Genomic DNA, 18692 nt, shown 5'->3' on the forward strand with positions numbered 1-18692 from the left:
AAGTGAAACTTCATTTTTCAAGCTATATTTCCTGCTGTTATCAAAAGAAAAAAAGTCGCCCTCCATATTGGAGAACGACAACGATATATTAATCCACAAACTCAAATTCAAATTGTAAAATACGAATGGTATCACCGTCTTCTGCACCCCTGTTACGGAGTTCTTCATCAACTCCCATAGAGCGCATTTGACGAGCAAACCGACGTACAGCCTCTTCACGATTGAAATCGGTCATCTTAAATAATTTTTCAATCTTTGGTCCCGAGATAACAAATGCCCCATCATCATCTCGATTAATTTCAAACCCCTTATCCTCTTTCTGATATCGATACACTACCGTTTCATCTGTTTCCTCTAATTCAGGTGCGAATTTCGGAATTGTTTCCAATAGGTCTGCCACGGCGAATAGAATATCACGTAAACCCTCTTTTGTTAAAGCGGATATTGGATAGACAGGAATGTCATTACCAATCTGCTCTTTGAATTGTTTTAAATTTTCTTCTGAATCTGGCATATCCATTTTATTTGCGGCGATAATCTGTGGTCTAGTCATTAACTTTTCATCATATTCGCTTAATTCCTTATTAATCTTTTGATAATCTTCAAATGGATCACGACCTTCAGTACCAGCCATATCAATTACATGAATGATTACTCTAGTTCGCTCTACATGTCGTAAAAATTGATGGCCCAGTCCAACTCCAGCGTGAGCACCTTCAATTAGCCCAGGTAAATCTGCTAAAACAAAACTACGATTATCTGCTGTATCAACAACACCTAAATTTGGAGCTAATGTAGTAAAATGATAATCAGCTATTTTGGGCTTTGCAGCACTTACAACAGATAAAAAGGTTGATTTACCAACACTCGGAAATCCAACTAATCCCACATCGGCAATTAGTTTCAATTCTACTTTGATATTTTTTTCTTCACCTGGTTCACCATTTTCAGCAAAGTCTGGTGCAGGATTACGAGGAGTAGCAAATCGGGAATTTCCTCTACCACCTCTACCACCTTTCGCAATAACAGCTTCTTGTCCATGAATGGTAAGGTCGGCAATTACTTGGTCTGTATCCTCATCAATAACGGTGGTTCCTGGAGGGACAGACACTATAAGTGGTGTTGAGTTTTTTCCATGTTGGTTCTTGCTCATCCCATTCTCACCGCGTTTCGCTTTGAAATGACGGTTATAACGGAGATCCATTAATGTATTTAGTCCTTCATCCACCTTAAATACAACATCTCCACCATTTCCACCATCGCCACCTGCTGGTCCACCTAATGGAACATATTTTTCTCTACGATACGCTACGAGACCATTACCTCCATCTCCAGCTTTCACGTAGACACTGACTTGATCGACAAACATATTCTCACCTCATCTAATCAGCAGAGGGAATTGAGAAGATAAATCTTACTTTGGTTTCCAATTCCTCTGACTGTATCAACACATTTTTTAGCTTTTCAGCCAAATGATTTTTCCATGCATTATAATCGATTGTTTGACTAGTTACTGTCATGACCAAATCGATTGAATTATTATTGTTTATTACTTGCAGATCACCTGTTATTTCATCTAATTTACTAGCTATAATATAATCAATAATTGTGGTTCCAATTTCCTTTAAGGTACCATCATAACTTAGTAAATTTTTATTTTCGGTATGTATATCGTATGTAAATTGGATATGTTTATGATGTAATTTCACTTGAATTAGCCACAAAGCAAACTTTGGGCAATTAATATTCATGAGTTTTCTTTCTTGATTTAGGTTATCAATAATATTGTTTACTTTTGATTTTACTTTGTCTGTTTTTCCCATACTTAAATAGCCATGAACAATTTGTAGATCATTCATCAAATCATGTCTTTGTAATCGTAATAACTGAATGACGTCCTTTGCTTCCACATTTATCCTCCCCCAATATGTAGAATTATAGCAGAAAACGTGGAAGAGTTCATTTTTGGGTTGATAACTACTATCCTGCAAACGTACTTCTGGTGATAGCATCCGTTTTCTTAGTTTAAAAAATGTTTTGATTCATCAATTAATCTTGAAGTTTAGTTCATAATGATGTTTAGACGACTTCTATAGTCATTTGAGTCATGATTTCCAATTCAAGTTGAAGTTTATACCTCGAAGTTGGGCTCTTCATGTAACTTTAGCCATATTTCAACAAAAAAACTCCAACCACTAAATGATTGGAGTTTTATATGTCATATTATGCTTCTTGAGCAACTGGGTATACACTAACTTTTTTGCGGTCACGACCATAGCGTTCGAATTTTACAACACCGTCGATTTTTGCATAAAGAGTGTCATCTCCACCACGGCCTACGTTTTCACCTGGATAGATTTTCGTACCGCGTTGACGGTAAAGAATAGATCCACCAGATACGAATTGACCATCAGCACGTTTAGCACCAAGACGTTTGGACTCAGAGTCACGACCGTTCTTTGTACTACCTACACCTTTTTTAGACGCGAAGAACTGTAAATCTAGACGTAGCATTAGAGCACCTCCTATTTACTTTGTATCTTAATAAATTGACTATAATCACGTTCAATTGTTTGAAGTGAAACAATCATTCCTTCGAACAGGAGTTGTACCTTTTCCCTTATTTCTGTATCAACAGAGTTGGGAATCGTTACACGAAGATAGCCACCTTCACTACCTTGTTCGATTGCTAGATCGATATCTGTAAGTTCCAATACGGCATTAACTGCCCCAATTGAAACTGCAGATACTCCAGCACAAACCAAATCATATCCGTAAGGTCCGCTTTCTGCATGTCCAGATAATTCAAAAGAAGTTATTTGATTATTATCTCGGTATAAAGTTACCTTTATCATGGCAGAACCCTTATTGGTTAATTTTTTCGATTACTAATTTTGTATAAGGTTGACGATGACCTTGTTTCTTATGGTAGTTTTTCTTAGCTTTGAATTTGAATACAGTGACTTTCTTTTGACGACCGTGTTTTTCAACTTTAGCCGTAACAGTAGCACCTTCAACGTAAGGAGAACCAACTTTAACGTCTTCCCCACCTACGAAAAGTACTTTGTCAAACGTAACAGTTTCATCTACATCAGCTGTAACTTTTTCAACGTAAACTACTTGGCCTTCTTCAACTTTAACTTGTTTACCACCAGTTTCGATAATTGCGTACATAACTGCACCTCCTTGTTAAACTCAGACTCGCCATACAGGTAACTTATGTAAGTTTTAAAAACCTGTTCTGTGCGGTTGTAGCACGGGTGCTACGATGAATAACATACAAATGTTATCACGTGAACTATTCTTTTGTCAAGCTTATTTCTACATTGTAGTTATTGTTGCAACCTCACCAATTGTTTTATGATAGCTTTTATCATAAAAGTAAGTTTTTAAACAATCCGTTTCATCTATTGCTAGTCGCTTATCATTAGGTAGTTGGATATAAATAGAATGCTTCACATCCCTTTTAAACTGTGAAAACACCTCCATAAGTGATGAATGGGAAGGCACTATAATAGGCTTTACCGTTTTTATCCAGTTATTACCTTTATAACGATTTAAGAGAAATCGAATAAACACAAAATGTCTATTTTTCCAATCCGATCGATTTTCTATTAATAGGAAAACCATAATTAGAAATGAACTCAATGTAAATGGAAGAAATAGTAGTTGTACCATAATAATAATGAAACATAACAAGATTGATATGATAATGATCATATGATACGCCTTTTGAAAAGATAATCTTTTAGATAATAGAAAGAACAATAGCTTTCCTCCATCAAGAGGCCATATAGGCAACAAGTTAAAGACTAGAATAGTCGTGTTATAGATCAGAATTGTACTAATTATAGAAGACGGTAATAGTGATAAAGAAGATGCAATAAGCATAAAAACATAAATGATTACATGTTGAAAAGGACCTGCTATAGTTACAATAAATTCTTCGATAACAGGCCTATTTCCATGCTCATCTGTGTCCATAACCCCACCAAATATCCATAGCATCACTTTATTAATTCGCCATTTAAAATGTGCTGCTGCTAGATAATGTCCAAGCTCATGCCATAAAACGATACCTAGGATAATCATCATTTCAACAAATGTACCGGTCAAGAAAGATATAATGATAAACACAAATAGTATTGGATGAATATGTATAGGTGGTATAATTTTACGGATTGTCATCAACTTCAACCACCTGGACAGGGTCGACATATTCATTATTTTTTTCAATAGCAAAATAGACCATTTCGCTCGCTTCAGTTGGGGTGAATTCACCTATTCGTTGGTTTGCATCGACAATTTGGTACAAATGAACATCAATTGAACTCATAAAACCATAAGTAGTAGTAGATTCGTCTGCATGTTGAACTACAACTGTTTTATTCGTGTCTGACTTTTTCCCTGAAAAGATTACTACACCTTCTCTAAGAGCAGATACTGAGGTTGTTTCATTAGGAGCAATCATAATACCTTTACCATTAGCTTGGAATGTTTCAATTACACTTCCCGATACCGGTAAAGCAAGAGCAGCCTCTTCTACTACCTTGGAATCATTTCCAGGTATAAATGATAGGGGTGTACCAAATGAGTCTTTATACCACTGATAAACACTAGCAAACGGAAATTCCTCTGTTAATACATTACTTGTCCATTGTCTTGGTTTTTCAAAGATTTCTGCATCGTTTTGCCAAATGATAGCGATGGAGAAAAATAGCATGACAGAAAAAATACCTTTTAATATAACCCCTGTAATTGCATTACTCCTTGACTGGTTGGAGGCTGAAGGGTCGATAAAATTTGGATAGAATCCATGTTTTTCTTCTTCTTGCGGTAGAGAAGGCATAATTGTGCTCACTTTACCTCTGTCTGTTTTCGATGGTATGCCTCGAAGTTTTTTTCGATCGTTTATTGATTTCCGAATGTGTTTTATATCTTTTTTCATTCTCCTCATTCCCTCATTCCTTGTTTATACAATTGTATGAAGGTGTTGGACAAGATATGATTGTACAATCCAGATAAGACAATTAAAACAAACCCGAGATTAATTTGGTTTCTCGAAATAGATTTCATATGTTTCTCCCAAAATATTGCAGAAATCAAAAAAGAGCTCTAAAATCCATGTTGAATTTAGAACTCTTGATCGAATAGCCTATATTTATAACGGGTAAAGCATATTAACTTCTAATACCAAAGAACTTTTTAACCTTTTTAAACATTCCTGTTTCATCTTCTAATGATTGTAAAGGTACGGATTCACCAAGAATTCGTCTAGCGATGTTTCTATACGCTATTGATGCTTTGGTGTTCGGTTGAAATGCTACTGGTTCACCGTGGTTAGATGCTTTGATTACTTCATCATCGTCTAGCACGATACCAATTAGATCAATAGATAACACTTGTACGATTTCATCAATATCTAACATGTCACCATTTTTCATCATGTGCTTACGAATTCGATTAATGATAAGTGTTGGTGCTTCTATTTCCTCTTTTTCTAGTAATCCAATAATTCGATCCGCATCACGTACGCTAGATTTCTCAGGTGTTGTTACAACGATTGCTCTATCTGCTCCAGCAATGGCATTTTGAAACCCTTGTTCAATGCCGGCTGGGCAGTCAATGATAATATAGTCATATTCTGTTTTTAACTCTTTAATAATTTCACGCATACCATCAGTTGTCACAGCTGATTTATCACTAGTCTGAGCAGCTGGTAGCAATGATAGATAATCAAAACGCTTATCCTTAATTAGGGCTTGTTTTAATTTGCACCTACCATTTATGACATCTACAATATCATAAATAATTCGGTTTTCTAAGCCCATAATGACATCTAGGTTTCGCAATCCAATATCCGTATCAATTAAACAAACTTTTTTATCCATTAATGCTAGAGCAGTTCCTATATTGGCAGTAGTAGTAGTTTTTCCTACCCCACCCTTACCAGATGTTATTACGATTGCCTCACCCATTGATTATTCTCCTTTCGAATGCCCGTAAACTTTTACGTTTATGAGCTAAAACTTGTAATCTATCAATTATTATTTTATCTTTTTCAACATCGACGAGACCACATTCCATATATACACCATCTGATTCATAATCTGGAGCACGACTAATAAAATCCGCTATCCGGAGTTGACTCGGATTCATATAGGAAGCAACTATGATTGCGTTTTTATCACCTTTAGCACCTGCATGGGCAATTCCATGCAAGCTTCCCATGATATATATGTTACCAGTTGAAATAACTTTTCCACCTGGATTGACATCACCTATTAATAGTAAATCCCCTTTAACTTCTAGAACTTGTCCAGAACGAACGATCCGATTCTCTATTTTTATTTCCGTGTCTTCTAACATTTCGAGAGCGTCACTTCTTAATATTACATTAGACTCTAAACTTTGTACGGTAAATTGACTTTCATTTGTAATTATTTTTTTTAATTCTTCCTTTTGATCATCATAAAGATAACGATTACCTAACTTAATGGTAACTGGTACTTCTTGTTCGTCTTTTTGAGGCCGGTTAACTGCTAATTTATCTATTAGCTCCCTACACACATCCTCAAAGGAACAGCGATCATCGATGAAGAGTGTAAGACCATCTCGAGTGCCTTTAATTGTTACATATTGTTTTGTTTTCGTATCCTGCATACTTTCACCTCTGGTACCTGCTTCATATTTAGCGTGTAGGGTTAAAAAATATTTGTATACTCTACTTTATCTTACTATTTTTCCATTTATCAAGTCGTTTTGCAAACAATGGATATAATATCAACAAGAAAATAGAATTAGCTAAAATTGATGGTAATAAGCGCTCCATCAAATAATCCATCCAAACCGAATCCATTATGCCTACAACATAATAAATTAGATTAATAATTAATTCAGCAATCGTTAAACTTATTATACCAAACAATAAGGTTGAATAAATATTACTATGCAATATATTTCTAAGTTCACGAATAACGTAAATTACCACTGCATAGGTAAACATGTAAACACCTAATATCCCAGTATAGGCGATATCAATTAGTAAACCAAAGAACAGTGCATAGATAATAGAATGATATGAATTATTTCGGTCATAAAAGACTGCAATTAATACTAAAAACATTAGTACCCAATGTGGGGTTATCAGAATGTCTCCATCAATGAGACTACTCGGCAAAATATCCAATGCAACCCCTTCTAATACAACTAAAAGTAGCAGAATAAGGGGTAGGAATATATGTCTCATTCCTCCTCCCCCTTTTCTTCTCCTTCTCCTTCTAATACACGATCTACAACGATAACATTATTGATGTCATACATATTGGCTGCTGGCTCTACTAATGCCGTTCTAGTTAATCCATATTGGTCAGGAATAACTTCCTTAACTGTTCCAATTAGTAATCCGGCTGGAAAAACGCCACCCATTCCAGAAGAAACAACAAGTTCTCCTTTTTCCAAATCTTTGTCTGATTCTTCGATAATTCTAAGAAATAACGAATTTGTCTTTTCGTCATATTCTTCAATTAAACCAAAAATATCATTTCCTTCTTTACGAGAAATCGTAGCCGAAATACGATTGAATTCGTCGAAACCAGTCAAAAGCTGAACCGTTGAGGTTAACTTAGAAACACTTTGGATTTTTCCAACCATACCTTCTGCAGTAATAACTGCCATATTCTCTTTAACTCCTGCAAGTGACCCTTTATTAATTGTTACTTGATCAATCCAGCGTTCAGGAGACCTAGCTGTAACAGTTGCATGTATTGGATTATAGGCACGAATGGAGTCTGCCTTATCTACTATATCTCTAAGCTCCGTATTTTCTTCCTTAAGCTCTTGAACCTCATAAATTAATCCTTTGTACTGTGCTAGTTTTTCTCTCAATAGTTGATTTTCATCATATGTATTACGAATATCATCAATATTTTCAAAAATATTCGTTACATATTTAACGGGCGTTGAAATCACATTTTGTATCATGCCTATAATGTCACTAACAAATTGTTCTCCAGTAGTTAAATTAGTCCTATCCCTTAATGAATACCCTATTAAGACGACTAAAATAATAATTCCAATTAATATTGTAAATAATCTCTTTTTGCGAAACATAAAAAACACCTACTTATTCTACCGTGGGACGAGTTGATACATTAGGCTGTGACTTAAAGTGCTGAATGTATTCCAGGGATTTACCTGTTCCAATAACAACACTATCGAGTGGATTATCCGTCACAAAGACTGGCATCTTTGTCTCATCACTTAATACACGATCTAAATTTCTTAATAATGCCCCCCCGCCAGAGAGCACAATGCCTCGGTCCATAATGTCTGCAGCGAGTTCTGGTGGGGTCTTTTCCAATGTAGCTTTTACAGCTTCAACAATAGCGTTTACTGTGTCCTGTAATGCCGTCGAGATTTCCTTACCATTTATCGTAATCGTTTTTGGTAATCCTGTCAGCAAATCTCTACCGCGAATTTCCATCTCCGTATTTTCAAGGTTTACATCACAAGCCGAACCTATTTCGAGCTTAATCTGTTCCGAAGTTCTCTCACCAATCATTAAGTTATAAGTTTTACGAATATGATTGATGATAGATAGATCCATATTATCACCAGCTTTTCGAATCGACTGTGCTGTTACAATTCCACCTAATGAAATAACCGCTACTTCTGTCGTTCCACCGCCTATATCAACAATCATACTTCCAGTCGGTTCCCAAACGGGAAGACCAGCACCGATAGCAGCGGCAAATGGTTCTGCTATTGGAAAAGCCTCTTTAGCACCGGCTTGTTTAGACGCATCAATTACTGCTCTCTCTTCAACCATTGTAATCCCAGAAGGAACACAAATCATCACATTAGGTTTTTTTGCAAAAAAAGAACGGCTTCTCATTGCGCGTTTAATATAATATTGTATCATTGTTGCAGTCGTATCATAATCAGCAATGACCCCTTCTTTCATTGGTCTAATGACAGAAATTGTACCAGGATTTCTACCTATCATATTTTTTGCTGATTTTCCAACCGCTTCAATTTCACCAGTTTCCACATTTTTGGCAACCACAGATGGTTCTCGTAAAATTACACCTTTTCCTTTAACAAATACTAGTGTGTTAGCTGTACCTAAATCAATACCTAAATCTTGAGAAAAGCCAAAAATCCCCAATAAAATCTCCCTCTCCAGTATTTCTTTATATTAAAGCTTGACTCTTATTTTAGTTTATGTGATGCTCCAGATAATATAATCCAAATATCTCAATTTCCAAAACAGGTATGTAATTTCTCTACCTTTATTTCAACTAATAAGCGCCACTTTCAGAGAGAACGAAAATGGCGCAATGTATCCATCTATACAATTATACGAAAAAATGATAAAAATTGATAGTGCTATAAGTAGCCTTTTTCCTTTAACGATACAAAATTACGGTCACCTATGACAAGATGATCGAGCAACTCAATCCCAATCATTTTTCCTGATTCTGCTAATCTTCTAGTAACATGGATGTCTTCTTGGGATGGCGTTGGATCCCCAGAAGGGTGATTATGTGCTACAATTATAGAGGCTGCGGAGCGTTTTACAGCTTCACGAAAAACTTCACGAGGATGTACGATAGAGGCATTTAAACTACCAATGAAGATAGTTTGCCGATGAATAATCTGGTTTTTTGTGTTAAGAAATAGAACAACGAAGTGCTCCTGATTAAGGTTTCGCAACTCCTCCATCACATAATCTGCACCATCTTCCGGGGAACGAATAACATATCGTTCATTTGGCTTATATTGGCTTAATCTCTTACCCAATTCTAAAGCAGATAGAATTAATACCCCCTTAGCACTACCAATACCCTTTATTGCTGTTAATTCTTCAATTGTTGCATCCTTTAAGAGCTTTAAACCTTCAAAATGCATTAACAATCGGTTCGCTAAGGCCATTACAGATTCATCTCTAGATCCACTTCCCAATAAAATAGCTAGTAATTCTTGATTGGATAGATGATTAGCTCCTAAATTTAGTAGCCTTTCCCTTGGACGATCCTCTTTTGGAACATCTTTTATCATAATAGATGTCGATTTCAATTAAATAACCTCCTTTCTATTCAAAAATAGAATAGCCCAGATAGATGCACCTTACAAATTTATTAATACTTATTTTGCGATAGTACTCTACTCTAAAAACATCAAAAAACAGTATTGAAAATACCAATTTTCAATACTGCCTATCATACAAAATTAAAAATTATATATTATTCAAGATTCATTCACTCAAATGATAAGAATTCGTCATACGCCTTCCACATAGCTAGTAATAGTTGGCCTGAATTTTCATCGTTTACACTAGTTATTTGTTCATTTATGCTCTTCACAAAACTATTAAACGATTCTGTCCCCTTAGGCGCTTGCTCCACTAATTTTTTCCAAGTATCAACTTCCACAGTACCTTTACCCGTGGCAATATTCCATTCATCTTGGAAAGAATTTACCCAGTTATATTCTTCTTCTGAAAGCTTTACTTCTCTCTCACCAATTATCCATTCTTTTGCATAAACATCTATTCCGCTATTTACTAGAGTATTTATATCACCTTGCAGATCTTCTTTCGATAATCCTAAACTGACCAGAAGGTAAAACTGGTTATCCTTTTCCCAAATTACAGGTGAATAACCCTGGTCAATAAACTTTACTGACTCAGCATCTGCATTAGAAGCACTTGAAAAAACTCCTCCTTGTATAACAAATGCGGACATTGAATCAAGGGAAATTAATGTGCCCTCACTAGACGGGTTACCTGTATCTTGATCATCTTGACCTTGACCAGGTATTGAATATGCAGGGGTAGCATTTAAATCATTATCGAAATTCACAATTATTTTTAACATGACAAAACCCATTATGGAACCAATGGTAATTGCAGAAATAACTGCAATAATAATAGGTTTAAACATTTTAAAGCTACTCTGCTTCCTTGTTGGAGATTTGGAAAGCTTTAAGGGTGCATCATACTCTCTAGCTAAAGTATGGATTTTGTTTTCACTAGATTCCTCTAGAGTAGCTGCCTCTTCTTCCCTTCCTAACTTTTCTATCACTTCAATATTACGATTTCTTTCTCTATTAAGTTTTTCCTTCGTTTGCTTTCCATCTATCCTGACAACAATCGGTTTCTTTGCATTCACATTATGTCCCCCACTTCGCTAGATTAGTTTAATCAACTCTAGCATAGTAAAACTAAAAAGTAAGGAGAATATTGTCATGTCTAATACAATTTATTTCAACATAAAGTGCAATAACTCTACATCATTTTTTTAGTTATATAATCTCGTACTATTCCAATAAACGCAAGAGAACCAACAAAGAAATAGATGTCATGCTGGCTCTGAATTTCGGTTATTTTTTCCGACCAATTGACGTGTTTAACCATACCAGTTGGCAAGCTCTCCATTAAGTTCTCTGCTTTTTCTGCCCGAGGATGGTCAAATGAAGTTACCGAAACCGTATCAAAAACAGGTAATGCCATTTTTATCATTTTGATTAATTCCTTATCATGAAAACCAGCAAAAATTAAATGCTTCTTATTATTTCCATATAGATGACGAACCGTATGGAGAAATGCTTCCATTCCATTTGGATTATGGGCACCATCTAGAATAATTACCGGTTTTTCATGTACTCTCTCAAATCTCCCAGTAAGTTGGGCCGAGCTTAAGGCTCTATACACGTTATCCCAATCTAATGGTAGCCCTTGTTCGTTGATGATTTTTAATGCCATCATGGCTATTGATGCATTTTCAACTTGATGCTGGCCTTTCATTTGGATTTCAATCGGATAGGTCCACTCTTTGTATCTCCATTTAAACAAATGGCTATTCCTTGTTCTCAAAGTTTCCTCATAGGTGAAATCATTGTTTAATTGATAGATGGGAGAGTTTTTATTAGTTACCTCTTTATAAATAACAGGTAGACAAGTAGGGTGTACGTCACCAATTACAGTAGGTACATTCTGTTTTATAATACCTGCCTTATGATAGGCAATTTTTTCAAGCGTGTTACCTAAAAATTTGGCATGGTCCATGGCGATATTTGTTATAATAGATAAAATGGGTTGAATACAATTTGTCGCATCCTTCCGACCGCCCATTCCTGTTTCTATAATAGCAATATCAACATTTCCAGCAAAATACATAAAAGCTATTGTGGTAATAATTTCAAATTCAGTTGGATACATCTCTTCTAGATCAAGTGTATGGATGACAGGTAATAATTGATTCAATAATCGTAAGAAGTGCTCTTTACCAATTGGCTGTTCGTTAATTAACATGTGTCCTGTGTAGCCAGTTAAACTAGGTGAGGTAAAAACACCAACTTTATAGTTATTTTCTTGAAGAGCATCTTTGATAAAGGTTAATGTTGACCCTTTACCATTAGTCCCAGCGATATGAATCGCTTGAAACGTTAACTGTGGATTAGATTGCGATTTTAATAGTCTATACATACGGGTAAGGCCAGGTTTTATCCCAAATGCTTTTCTTCCGTCAAAAAAAGATTCTACTTGTTCAAGACTTTGTAACATCTACATCACCATCTTTATAGTCAATTAGACATAAAGTATAGCATAAGAAGAAAGGAAAATCGTTCATTGAAAACTGGTTGGATTATTTATAATGGCAACTTGCCGGGCAATAAGTTCATAGATTTTGCTGAGATGCTTCATGAAGCAGCAACTAAGCAAAATTCCATAACACATATAATAAAAAATAATGACCTTATTTCATCTTTTGATTCTAAAAATCTTGGTATTATTACGGACTATGAATTACCGGATTTTGTAATATTTACCGACAAGGATATTTATCTAGCAAAACAACTTGAATTGTTAGGAATTCCTGTTTTTAATCGTGCTCGTGTCATCGAAACAAGTGATGATAAAATAGCAACTTACCAAATCCTAGCAAAACATAAACTACCCATTCCAAGAACAATAGTTGCACCCAAAGTGTATTTTAATCGCGATGAAAAATACCTCCCTGACCTAGATAAAATTATTGAAAGTGTTGGGTTACCAATGATTGTTAAAGAGGCCTTTGGCTCCTTTGGTGAACAGGTTTACTTAATTCATACTCGCGAAGAACTGATAGAAAAGGTGCAGGCGCTTTATGGGAAACCATTTATGTTTCAGGAATTTATTAGAACAAGTGAAGGAAGAGATTTAAGGCTACAGGTAGTCGGAAATCAAGTAGTTGCAGCAATGAAACGTACATCTGCGGATGATTTTCGGGCAAACATAACAGCAGGTGGTCAAATGGAAGCCTATGAACCATCTCTAAAAGCAATAGAAATTGCTATTTCAGCTTCAAAAGCCATTGGTGCAGATTTTTGTGGAGTGGATCTATTATTTGGGGAAAATGACCAATATATAATTTGTGAGATCAATTCAAACGCACATATCAGGAATCTATACGACTGTACAGGAATTAATGCAGCAGACTCGATTGTTGCCTATATACTAGAAAAGTTGGAGGATTAAGTATGTATAAAGGTTGGCTAATTTATAGCGAACAAGACGCAATAGAAAATCACTCCTATATAAATTGGTTTATGGAAGAAGCAACTAAACAGAATATCACTCTTCAATTAGTTCTACGTGAAGAAATTACGATAGGAGTTTTCGAAAATAAACATTTGGTATTATTAAAGGGAAAGAAAACAGAGTTACCGCATTTTGCTATAGTTAGAACGGTTGAACCATTGCTAAATCTACAATTAGAACAGCTAGGTATGTCTGTCTTTAACTCATCCGATGTATCCGAGATTTCTAACCACAAAGCAAGGACATATTATGAAGTGGCTAAACTCGGAATTCCAATGGTAGACACAATTTTTATTAAAAGAAATAATATAACAAATCAAGGACAAATACCCTATCCATTTGTCATTAAGGAAGCAACTGGAAGGGGCGGAAAACAAGTTTATTTTATTGAAAATGAACATCAATGGAAAGCGTTTATTCCACAAGCTACAGCCGCAGATTATGTAATACAATCCGCTGCAGTTAAACTAGGCAAAGATTTGCGAGTTTTTGTAATTGGTAAAGAAATCGTTGCAGCTGTTTTAAGAGAAAGTAACACGGATTTCCGAGCAAATTTTAAACTCGGTGGATTAGCGAGTCTATACCAACTTTCTCAAGCTGAAATGAAGATAATTAATAAGATAGTCAACCATTTCGATTTTGGAATGGTTGGGATAGATTTTTTAATTGGTCATCAAGATGAGTTATTGTTTAATGAAATAGAAGATGTTGTTGGTTCCAGAACCTTAAGTACAGTTAGTAATATAAATATTTTAGAAAAATATGTTTCATTTATTAAAACAAAAATAACCCAGGATTCATAGCAATTCATATGAATCCTGGGTTTATTATTAACCCTTTAATTCAGCTAATCGAGTTTTTACAGCTTCCTGCTTTTCTAAATAGTCTTTTTCTTTTTTCTTCTCTTCCTCAATTACCGCTTCAGGTGCTTTAGAAATAAAGCCTTGATTTTGTAGTTTCTTCTGAACACGCTCAACTTCCTTGTTCCACTTATCTAATTCTTTTTCAAGCCGTGCAATTTCCTTGTCAAAATCAATTAATCCTTCAAGTGGTAGGAAAATTTCTGCACCCGTAATAACTGCAGTCATCGCTTTTTCTGGTGCGTCTACCTTTGTAGCAATTACTAACTCACTAGGATTACAGAAACGATCCAAATAACCTCGGTTTGTTTCTAGTACAGCTACAATAGTATCGTCCTTCGCTTGAATTAGAAGACTAATTTGTTTGGACATTGGCGTATCTACTTCTGCACGGATATTACGAACAGATTTAATGATAGATACTAATCTTTTCATTTCCTCCGATGCTTTTTCATCATGGAAATCTTCTCTTACTTCTGGCCACTTAGCGACGGTAATAGACTCACCCTGATGTGGTAACTTTTGCCAAATTTCTTCCGTAATAAATGGCATGAACGGGTGTAATAGGCGCATTGTTTGATCTAAAACATACGCTAAAACAGATTGTGTCGTTTTCTTAGCCTTTTCATCTTCACCATATAGTGGAATTTTTGCCATTTCAATATACCAGTCACAAAGTTCATCCCAAATGAAGTTATGCAAATGGCGTCCCGCTTCACCAAACTCATATTTATTAGTGTTACGGGTTACATGTTCGATTGTTTCATTTAACCTTGTCAGAATCCATTTATCAGCAAGTGATAACTCACCAGATAAATCAATATCCTCGTAAGTAAAGCCTTCTAAATTCATCAAGGAGAATCGCGATGCATTCCAAATTTTATTTGCAAAGTTCCACGTAGATTCAACCTTTTCCCAAAAGAATCGCATATCTTGACCTGGTGATGTACCAGTTAATAAGAAGTAGCGCAAAGAATCGGCACCATACTTTTCAATAACATCCATCGGGTCAACACCATTCCCCAATGATTTACTAAATTTGCGACCTTGCTCATCACGAATCAAACCATGAAGTAATACGTCCTTGAATGGTCTTTTACCAGTAAATTCCTTCGATTGGAAAATCATACGTGCAACCCAGAAGAAGATAATATCATATCCGGTAATTAACAAATCTGTAGGGAAATAACGTTTTAAATCCTCTGAGTCATCATTCGGCCAACCCATTGTAGAGAACGGCCACAACGCACTTGAAAACCAAGTATCTAATACATCTTCATCTTGAACCCAATTTTCAACATCAGCTGGTGCATTTTTCCCTACATAAATTTCACCAGTTTCTTGATGGTACCATGCTGGGATACGATGTCCCCACCATAGCTGACGACTTATACACCAATCACGAATATTTTCCATCCAATTGAAATATGTTTGTTCAAATCTTTTCGGTACAAAATTAATTTTCTCTTCCGTATTTTGCATTTCTAGTGCGGCATCGGCCAGTGGTTGCATTTTTACAAACCATTGTGTAGACAAGTATGGTTCGACAACTGCACCGCTACGTTCAGAATGTCCAACTTGATGGATATGCTCTTCTATATTAAATAGTACTTCCATATCCTGAAGATCTTTTACAATCTGTTTTCGACATTCAAAACGGTCCATACCTTCATATTTTCCAGCATTTTCATTCATCGTTCCATCTTCATTCATTACTAGAACTCGTTCTAAGTCATGTCGATTTCCGATTTCGAAGTCATTTGGGTCATGTGCTGGTGTAATCTTAACTGCGCCAGATCCAAATTCTCTATCTACATATTCATCAGCAACAATTTTAATCTCTCGGCCAACTATTGGGAGAATAACGGTTTTTCCTATTAAGTGTTGGTAGCGCTCATCTTTAGGATGAACTGCAACTGCAGTATCCCCTAACATTGTTTCTGGACGTGTAGTGGCAATTTCAATTGTTTCATCACTATCCTTAATTGGATATTTCATATGATAGAAATTACCTTTGACTTCTTTATAAATAACTTCAATATCTGACAATGCTGTTTTAGTTTGTGGATCCCAGTTGATAATATATTTTCCACGGTAAATTAGGCCTTTTTCATATAGTGAAACAAATACTTCCTTTACCGCATCCGATAATCCTTTATCAAGGGTAAATCGTTCTCTTGAATAATCAAGACCTAACCCTAACTTTTCCCACTGTGAACGAATAAATGACGCATACTCTTCTTTCCAATCCCAAGCTTTTGAAAGGAATTTTTCTCGACCAAGCTCGTAACGGTTTGTTCCTTCTTCCTTTAATCGTGCTTCAACCTTTGCTTGGGTTGCAATTCCGGCATGGTCCATTCCTGGTAGCCATAAGACATCATATCCTTGCATTCTTTTCATACGAGAAATCGTATCTTGCATAGTTGTATCCCATGCATGGCCAAGATGTAAACGTCCAGTAACGTTTGGAGGTGGAATGACGATTGAGAAAGGTTCCTTTTCTGGGTCATCTTTTGCTTCAAAATATTTTCCATCTAGCCAAAACTTGTAACGGGATTCTTCTACCGTCTTGTGATCATACTTGGGTGGTAATGTTGTGTTCTTTTCCTGCATTTTATTTTCCTCCTTTTAAATATAAAAAACCCTTTTCATCCAAATAAAAGGACGAAAAGGGTATAATTTCCGTGGTACCACCTTTGTTTACAGGTAAAGAAACCTGTACACTCATTGCTTGATAACGGTCATGAACCGGCAATCTCCTACTTCGAATTTCAGAGTTGCTGCATCAAGGGCGACTTCCAAAACGTTTACCTGGAAAACTCTCACCAAATGTTTTCCTCTCTTAAAAGCAACTATTCTGTACTCTTCCCTCTCACTTGCTTCACCTATAGTATTATTTTCTTATTTTAGCCAATTTCCATTTTAAAATCAACTATTAAATGGATTATTGCACGAATTAGCTTGGTTTATTCATATATTATTACAAAGAAGTCTGTTTGGTGAATCAATAATAGATTGAGGTGACCGTTTATGTCTAGATACTACCGCTACCGCTTACCACCCTGGGCTAGAAATTGCTTGTATATCGCAGAAAAAGTAACATTGCCATTACTCATATTCCAATTAATTCGTACGATATTCATACCAACAACATTTGATGTATTACTTACACTATTATTTGCAACCATCTTTATCGCATTTTACCTAAAATGGATTTAGCTTTCGCTTCCACTTTCATCTAACGAGACCATCTCAAATTCTTCTTCTACAAATTCAGAAAAATGAACTCCAAATAAAACTTGACGATGGTATCGCTGTAATTTTATCACATAATCTATCGTATTATCTTCTGAATTTTTATTAACATAATTATCGATGGTTTGAAGATAACGCTCTGGATCGAGTAAATAGATAGCCAGTAATGTTAATTCATGATTTTCCAGTATATTTTCTTCTGTATATACTTTTAATTTATCTAATAATAATCTTTTGTCCGTATCAAAATATAAGGTCTTATCCTTAATAATCATAGCTAAATCCATGATTGGGTGTTGATATGTAGCATGTTCCCAATTAATAAAATAGAGCTGATTCCCATGAAGCACATGGGAATCTTTTAATTTTCCATGACATAGACTTACCTTCCATTCCGTTATATCCTCAAGTGATTCCAAGTATTGGTTTAATCTTCTTTCTAACACATAAAACACTTGAACTAAATCACGATACTGTGTACAAACCAACAATTCTACCGGGGACATGAAATGCTGTGCTTCGAATTGTTCAACGTGGTTTAGCAACTTCTTTCTTAATTCTCCAACTTTCTTTTTATAGACTAGAAAATTTTCACGAGAGCTTTCCCTCATTTCATTTGAAAGAGACTGAACTTTTCTAGTTTTAGCATGAATTAAACCTAAATTTTGATAGATTTTTTCTATTGAGTGGTTTCGATTATGCGATTCAATCCAAGGGGTTAAATAATAAACATCGTTCCCATCCATTGAATATAAATTACCTGACTGATTCAGATATACAGGTAATATATTTTGGAGGTTCTGTGTTTGTGCTATCCGGTAAATTTCTAGCCAAAACGGAAGACTTTTATCCTGTATGGAACCTTTTTTTAAAGCATAGCTCTGTTGTTTATTACCTTTCACGTGATAAACTCGACTGGTAACTTTATTTATATCTATCGGATAGACTTGATAGGATTCTAGTACTCGTCTGACATTCTCCAAACTTTTCAC

The 18692-nt window shown here is 35.4% G+C and carries 20 protein-coding genes and 2 other annotated features; of the genes, 3 read left to right on the top strand and 17 right to left on the bottom strand.

Going from position 1 to position 18692, the window contains the following annotated elements; genetic code table 11:
• Nucleotides 1-88 precede the first annotated feature (88 nt).
• From obgE to TY11_RS11290, 15 genes are all read right to left on the bottom strand, one after another.
• On the bottom strand, nt 89-1369 hold the full coding sequence (gene obgE, locus TY11_RS11220; protein WP_042146145.1) for a GTPase ObgE: 1281 nt from the start codon (nt 1367-1369) through the stop codon (nt 89-91).
• 13 nt (nt 1370-1382) lie between these two features.
• Complete coding sequence (locus TY11_RS11225; protein WP_042146147.1) at nt 1383-1910, bottom strand: Spo0B domain-containing protein; 528 nt, start codon at nt 1908-1910, stop codon at nt 1383-1385.
• 313 nt (nt 1911-2223) lie between these two features.
• Nucleotides 2224-2514, bottom strand: a complete 291-nt coding sequence (gene rpmA / locus TY11_RS11230; protein WP_042146149.1) for a 50S ribosomal protein L27 — start codon at nt 2512-2514, stop codon at nt 2224-2226.
• A gap of 11 nt (nt 2515-2525) precedes the next feature.
• Nucleotides 2526-2855 carry a ribosomal-processing cysteine protease Prp gene (locus tag TY11_RS11235; RefSeq protein ID WP_042146151.1) on the bottom strand — a complete coding sequence of 110 codons (330 nt, stop codon included), beginning with the start codon at nt 2853-2855 and terminating at the stop codon, nt 2526-2528.
• Nucleotides 2856-2865: 10 nt separating this feature from the next.
• On the bottom strand, nt 2866-3174 hold the full coding sequence (rplU, locus tag TY11_RS11240) for a 50S ribosomal protein L21 (RefSeq protein ID WP_042146153.1): 309 nt from the start codon (nt 3172-3174) through the stop codon (nt 2866-2868).
• A 13-nt stretch (nt 3175-3187) separates the two neighbouring features.
• Nucleotides 3188-3261, bottom strand: a sequence feature (ribosomal protein L21 leader region).
• Nucleotides 3262-3321: 60 nt separating this feature from the next.
• The gene (locus TY11_RS11245) at nt 3322-4188 is read right to left on the bottom strand and encodes a site-2 protease family protein (RefSeq protein WP_052345806.1); all 867 of its coding nucleotides are present in this window, start codon (nt 4186-4188) and stop codon (nt 3322-3324) included.
• Nucleotides 4175-4948 (bottom strand): M23 family metallopeptidase, encoded by a 774-nt coding sequence (locus tag TY11_RS11250; protein WP_042146155.1) that lies wholly within the window; start codon nt 4946-4948, stop codon nt 4175-4177. The genes TY11_RS11245 and TY11_RS11250 overlap by 14 nt, the downstream gene beginning before the upstream one ends.
• A gap of 232 nt (nt 4949-5180) precedes the next feature.
• Nucleotides 5181-5978: a septum site-determining protein MinD gene (gene minD / locus TY11_RS11255; protein ID WP_042146158.1), complete on the bottom strand. Its 798-nt coding sequence runs from the start codon at nt 5976-5978 to the stop codon at nt 5181-5183.
• Nucleotides 5971-6663, bottom strand: coding sequence for a septum site-determining protein MinC (gene minC, locus TY11_RS11260; protein WP_042146160.1), 693 nt, complete (start codon nt 6661-6663; stop codon nt 5971-5973). Before minC ends, minD begins: the two co-directional genes overlap by 8 nt.
• A 61-nt stretch (nt 6664-6724) precedes the next feature.
• Nucleotides 6725-7249 carry a rod shape-determining protein MreD gene (gene mreD, locus TY11_RS11265; RefSeq protein ID WP_042146163.1) on the bottom strand — a complete coding sequence of 175 codons (525 nt, stop codon included), beginning with the start codon at nt 7247-7249 and terminating at the stop codon, nt 6725-6727.
• Nucleotides 7246-8112, bottom strand: a complete 867-nt coding sequence (gene mreC / locus TY11_RS11270) for a rod shape-determining protein MreC (RefSeq protein WP_042146164.1) — start codon at nt 8110-8112, stop codon at nt 7246-7248. Before mreC ends, mreD begins: the two co-directional genes overlap by 4 nt.
• A gap of 13 nt (nt 8113-8125) precedes the next feature.
• Nucleotides 8126-9169: a rod shape-determining protein gene (locus TY11_RS11275; protein ID WP_042146167.1), complete on the bottom strand. Its 1044-nt coding sequence runs from the start codon at nt 9167-9169 to the stop codon at nt 8126-8128.
• 221 nt (nt 9170-9390) lie between these two features.
• Nucleotides 9391-10062 carry a RadC family protein gene (gene radC / locus TY11_RS11280; protein WP_042146531.1) on the bottom strand — a complete coding sequence of 224 codons (672 nt, stop codon included), beginning with the start codon at nt 10060-10062 and terminating at the stop codon, nt 9391-9393.
• Between the two features lie 200 nt (nt 10063-10262).
• A complete protein-coding gene (locus tag TY11_RS11285) occupies nt 10263-11174 on the bottom strand; it encodes a hypothetical protein (protein WP_042146169.1) in 912 nt (303 codons plus the stop codon).
• A gap of 116 nt (nt 11175-11290) precedes the next feature.
• Complete coding sequence (locus tag TY11_RS11290) at nt 11291-12568, bottom strand: bifunctional folylpolyglutamate synthase/dihydrofolate synthase (protein WP_042146170.1); 1278 nt, start codon at nt 12566-12568, stop codon at nt 11291-11293.
• Nucleotides 12569-12634: 66 nt separating this feature from the next.
• Between TY11_RS11290 and TY11_RS11295 the strand changes: the two genes are divergently transcribed.
• The gene (locus tag TY11_RS11295; protein ID WP_042146172.1) at nt 12635-13522 is read left to right on the top strand and encodes an ATP-grasp domain-containing protein; all 888 of its coding nucleotides are present in this window, start codon (nt 12635-12637) and stop codon (nt 13520-13522) included.
• Between the two features lie 2 nt (nt 13523-13524).
• Complete coding sequence (locus TY11_RS11300; RefSeq protein ID WP_042146175.1) at nt 13525-14388, top strand: ATP-grasp domain-containing protein; 864 nt, start codon at nt 13525-13527, stop codon at nt 14386-14388.
• Nucleotides 14389-14415: 27 nt separating this feature from the next.
• Here TY11_RS11300 and TY11_RS11305 read toward each other — a convergent pair whose 3' ends face one another.
• Nucleotides 14416-17058, bottom strand: coding sequence for a valine--tRNA ligase (locus TY11_RS11305; protein WP_042146177.1), 2643 nt, complete (start codon nt 17056-17058; stop codon nt 14416-14418).
• 44 nt (nt 17059-17102) lie between these two features.
• Nucleotides 17103-17330, bottom strand: a binding site (T-box leader).
• A 145-nt stretch (nt 17331-17475) separates the two neighbouring features.
• Between TY11_RS11305 and TY11_RS11310 the strand changes: the two genes are divergently transcribed.
• Nucleotides 17476-17664, top strand: a complete 189-nt coding sequence (locus TY11_RS11310; RefSeq protein ID WP_042146179.1) for a YszA family small membrane protein — start codon at nt 17476-17478, stop codon at nt 17662-17664.
• Here TY11_RS11310 and TY11_RS11315 read toward each other — a convergent pair.
• Complete coding sequence (locus tag TY11_RS11315) at nt 17661-18683, bottom strand: phosphotransferase (protein ID WP_042146181.1); 1023 nt, start codon at nt 18681-18683, stop codon at nt 17661-17663. The genes TY11_RS11310 and TY11_RS11315 overlap by 4 nt on opposite strands.
• Nucleotides 18684-18692: the final 9 nt, after the last annotated feature.

The sequence above is a fragment of the Paucisalibacillus algeriensis genome (assembly GCF_000577245.1).
Taxonomy (GTDB): Bacteria; Bacillota; Bacilli; order Bacillales; family Amphibacillaceae; genus Ornithinibacillus.

Coding starts and splice junctions, on each gene's coding strand:
- TY11_RS11310 (WP_042146179.1), top strand. CDS start 17,476: ATGTCTAGATACTACCGCTACCGCTTACCACCCTGGGCTAGAAATTGC.
- mreC (WP_042146164.1), bottom strand. CDS start 8,112: ATGTTTCGCAAAAAGAGATTATTTACAATATTAATTGGAATTATTATT.
- TY11_RS11300 (WP_042146175.1), top strand. CDS start 13,525: ATGTATAAAGGTTGGCTAATTTATAGCGAACAAGACGCAATAGAAAAT.
- TY11_RS11250 (WP_042146155.1), bottom strand. CDS start 4,948: ATGAAAAAAGATATAAAACACATTCGGAAATCAATAAACGATCGAAAA.
- radC (WP_042146531.1), bottom strand. CDS start 10,062: ATGATAAAAGATGTTCCAAAAGAGGATCGTCCAAGGGAAAGGCTACTA.
- TY11_RS11245 (WP_052345806.1), bottom strand. CDS start 4,188: ATGACAATCCGTAAAATTATACCACCTATACATATTCATCCAATACTA.
- mreD (WP_042146163.1), bottom strand. CDS start 7,249: ATGAGACATATATTCCTACCCCTTATTCTGCTACTTTTAGTTGTATTA.
- obgE (WP_042146145.1), bottom strand. CDS start 1,369: ATGTTTGTCGATCAAGTCAGTGTCTACGTGAAAGCTGGAGATGGAGGT.
- TY11_RS11235 (WP_042146151.1), bottom strand. CDS start 2,855: ATGATAAAGGTAACTTTATACCGAGATAATAATCAAATAACTTCTTTT.
- rplU (WP_042146153.1), bottom strand. CDS start 3,174: ATGTACGCAATTATCGAAACTGGTGGTAAACAAGTTAAAGTTGAAGAA.
- rpmA (WP_042146149.1), bottom strand. CDS start 2,514: ATGCTACGTCTAGATTTACAGTTCTTCGCGTCTAAAAAAGGTGTAGGT.
- minD (WP_042146158.1), bottom strand. CDS start 5,978: ATGGGTGAGGCAATCGTAATAACATCTGGTAAGGGTGGGGTAGGAAAA.
- minC (WP_042146160.1), bottom strand. CDS start 6,663: ATGCAGGATACGAAAACAAAACAATATGTAACAATTAAAGGCACTCGA.
- TY11_RS11305 (WP_042146177.1), bottom strand. CDS start 17,058: ATGCAGGAAAAGAACACAACATTACCACCCAAGTATGATCACAAGACG.
- TY11_RS11290 (WP_042146170.1), bottom strand. CDS start 12,568: ATGTTACAAAGTCTTGAACAAGTAGAATCTTTTTTTGACGGAAGAAAA.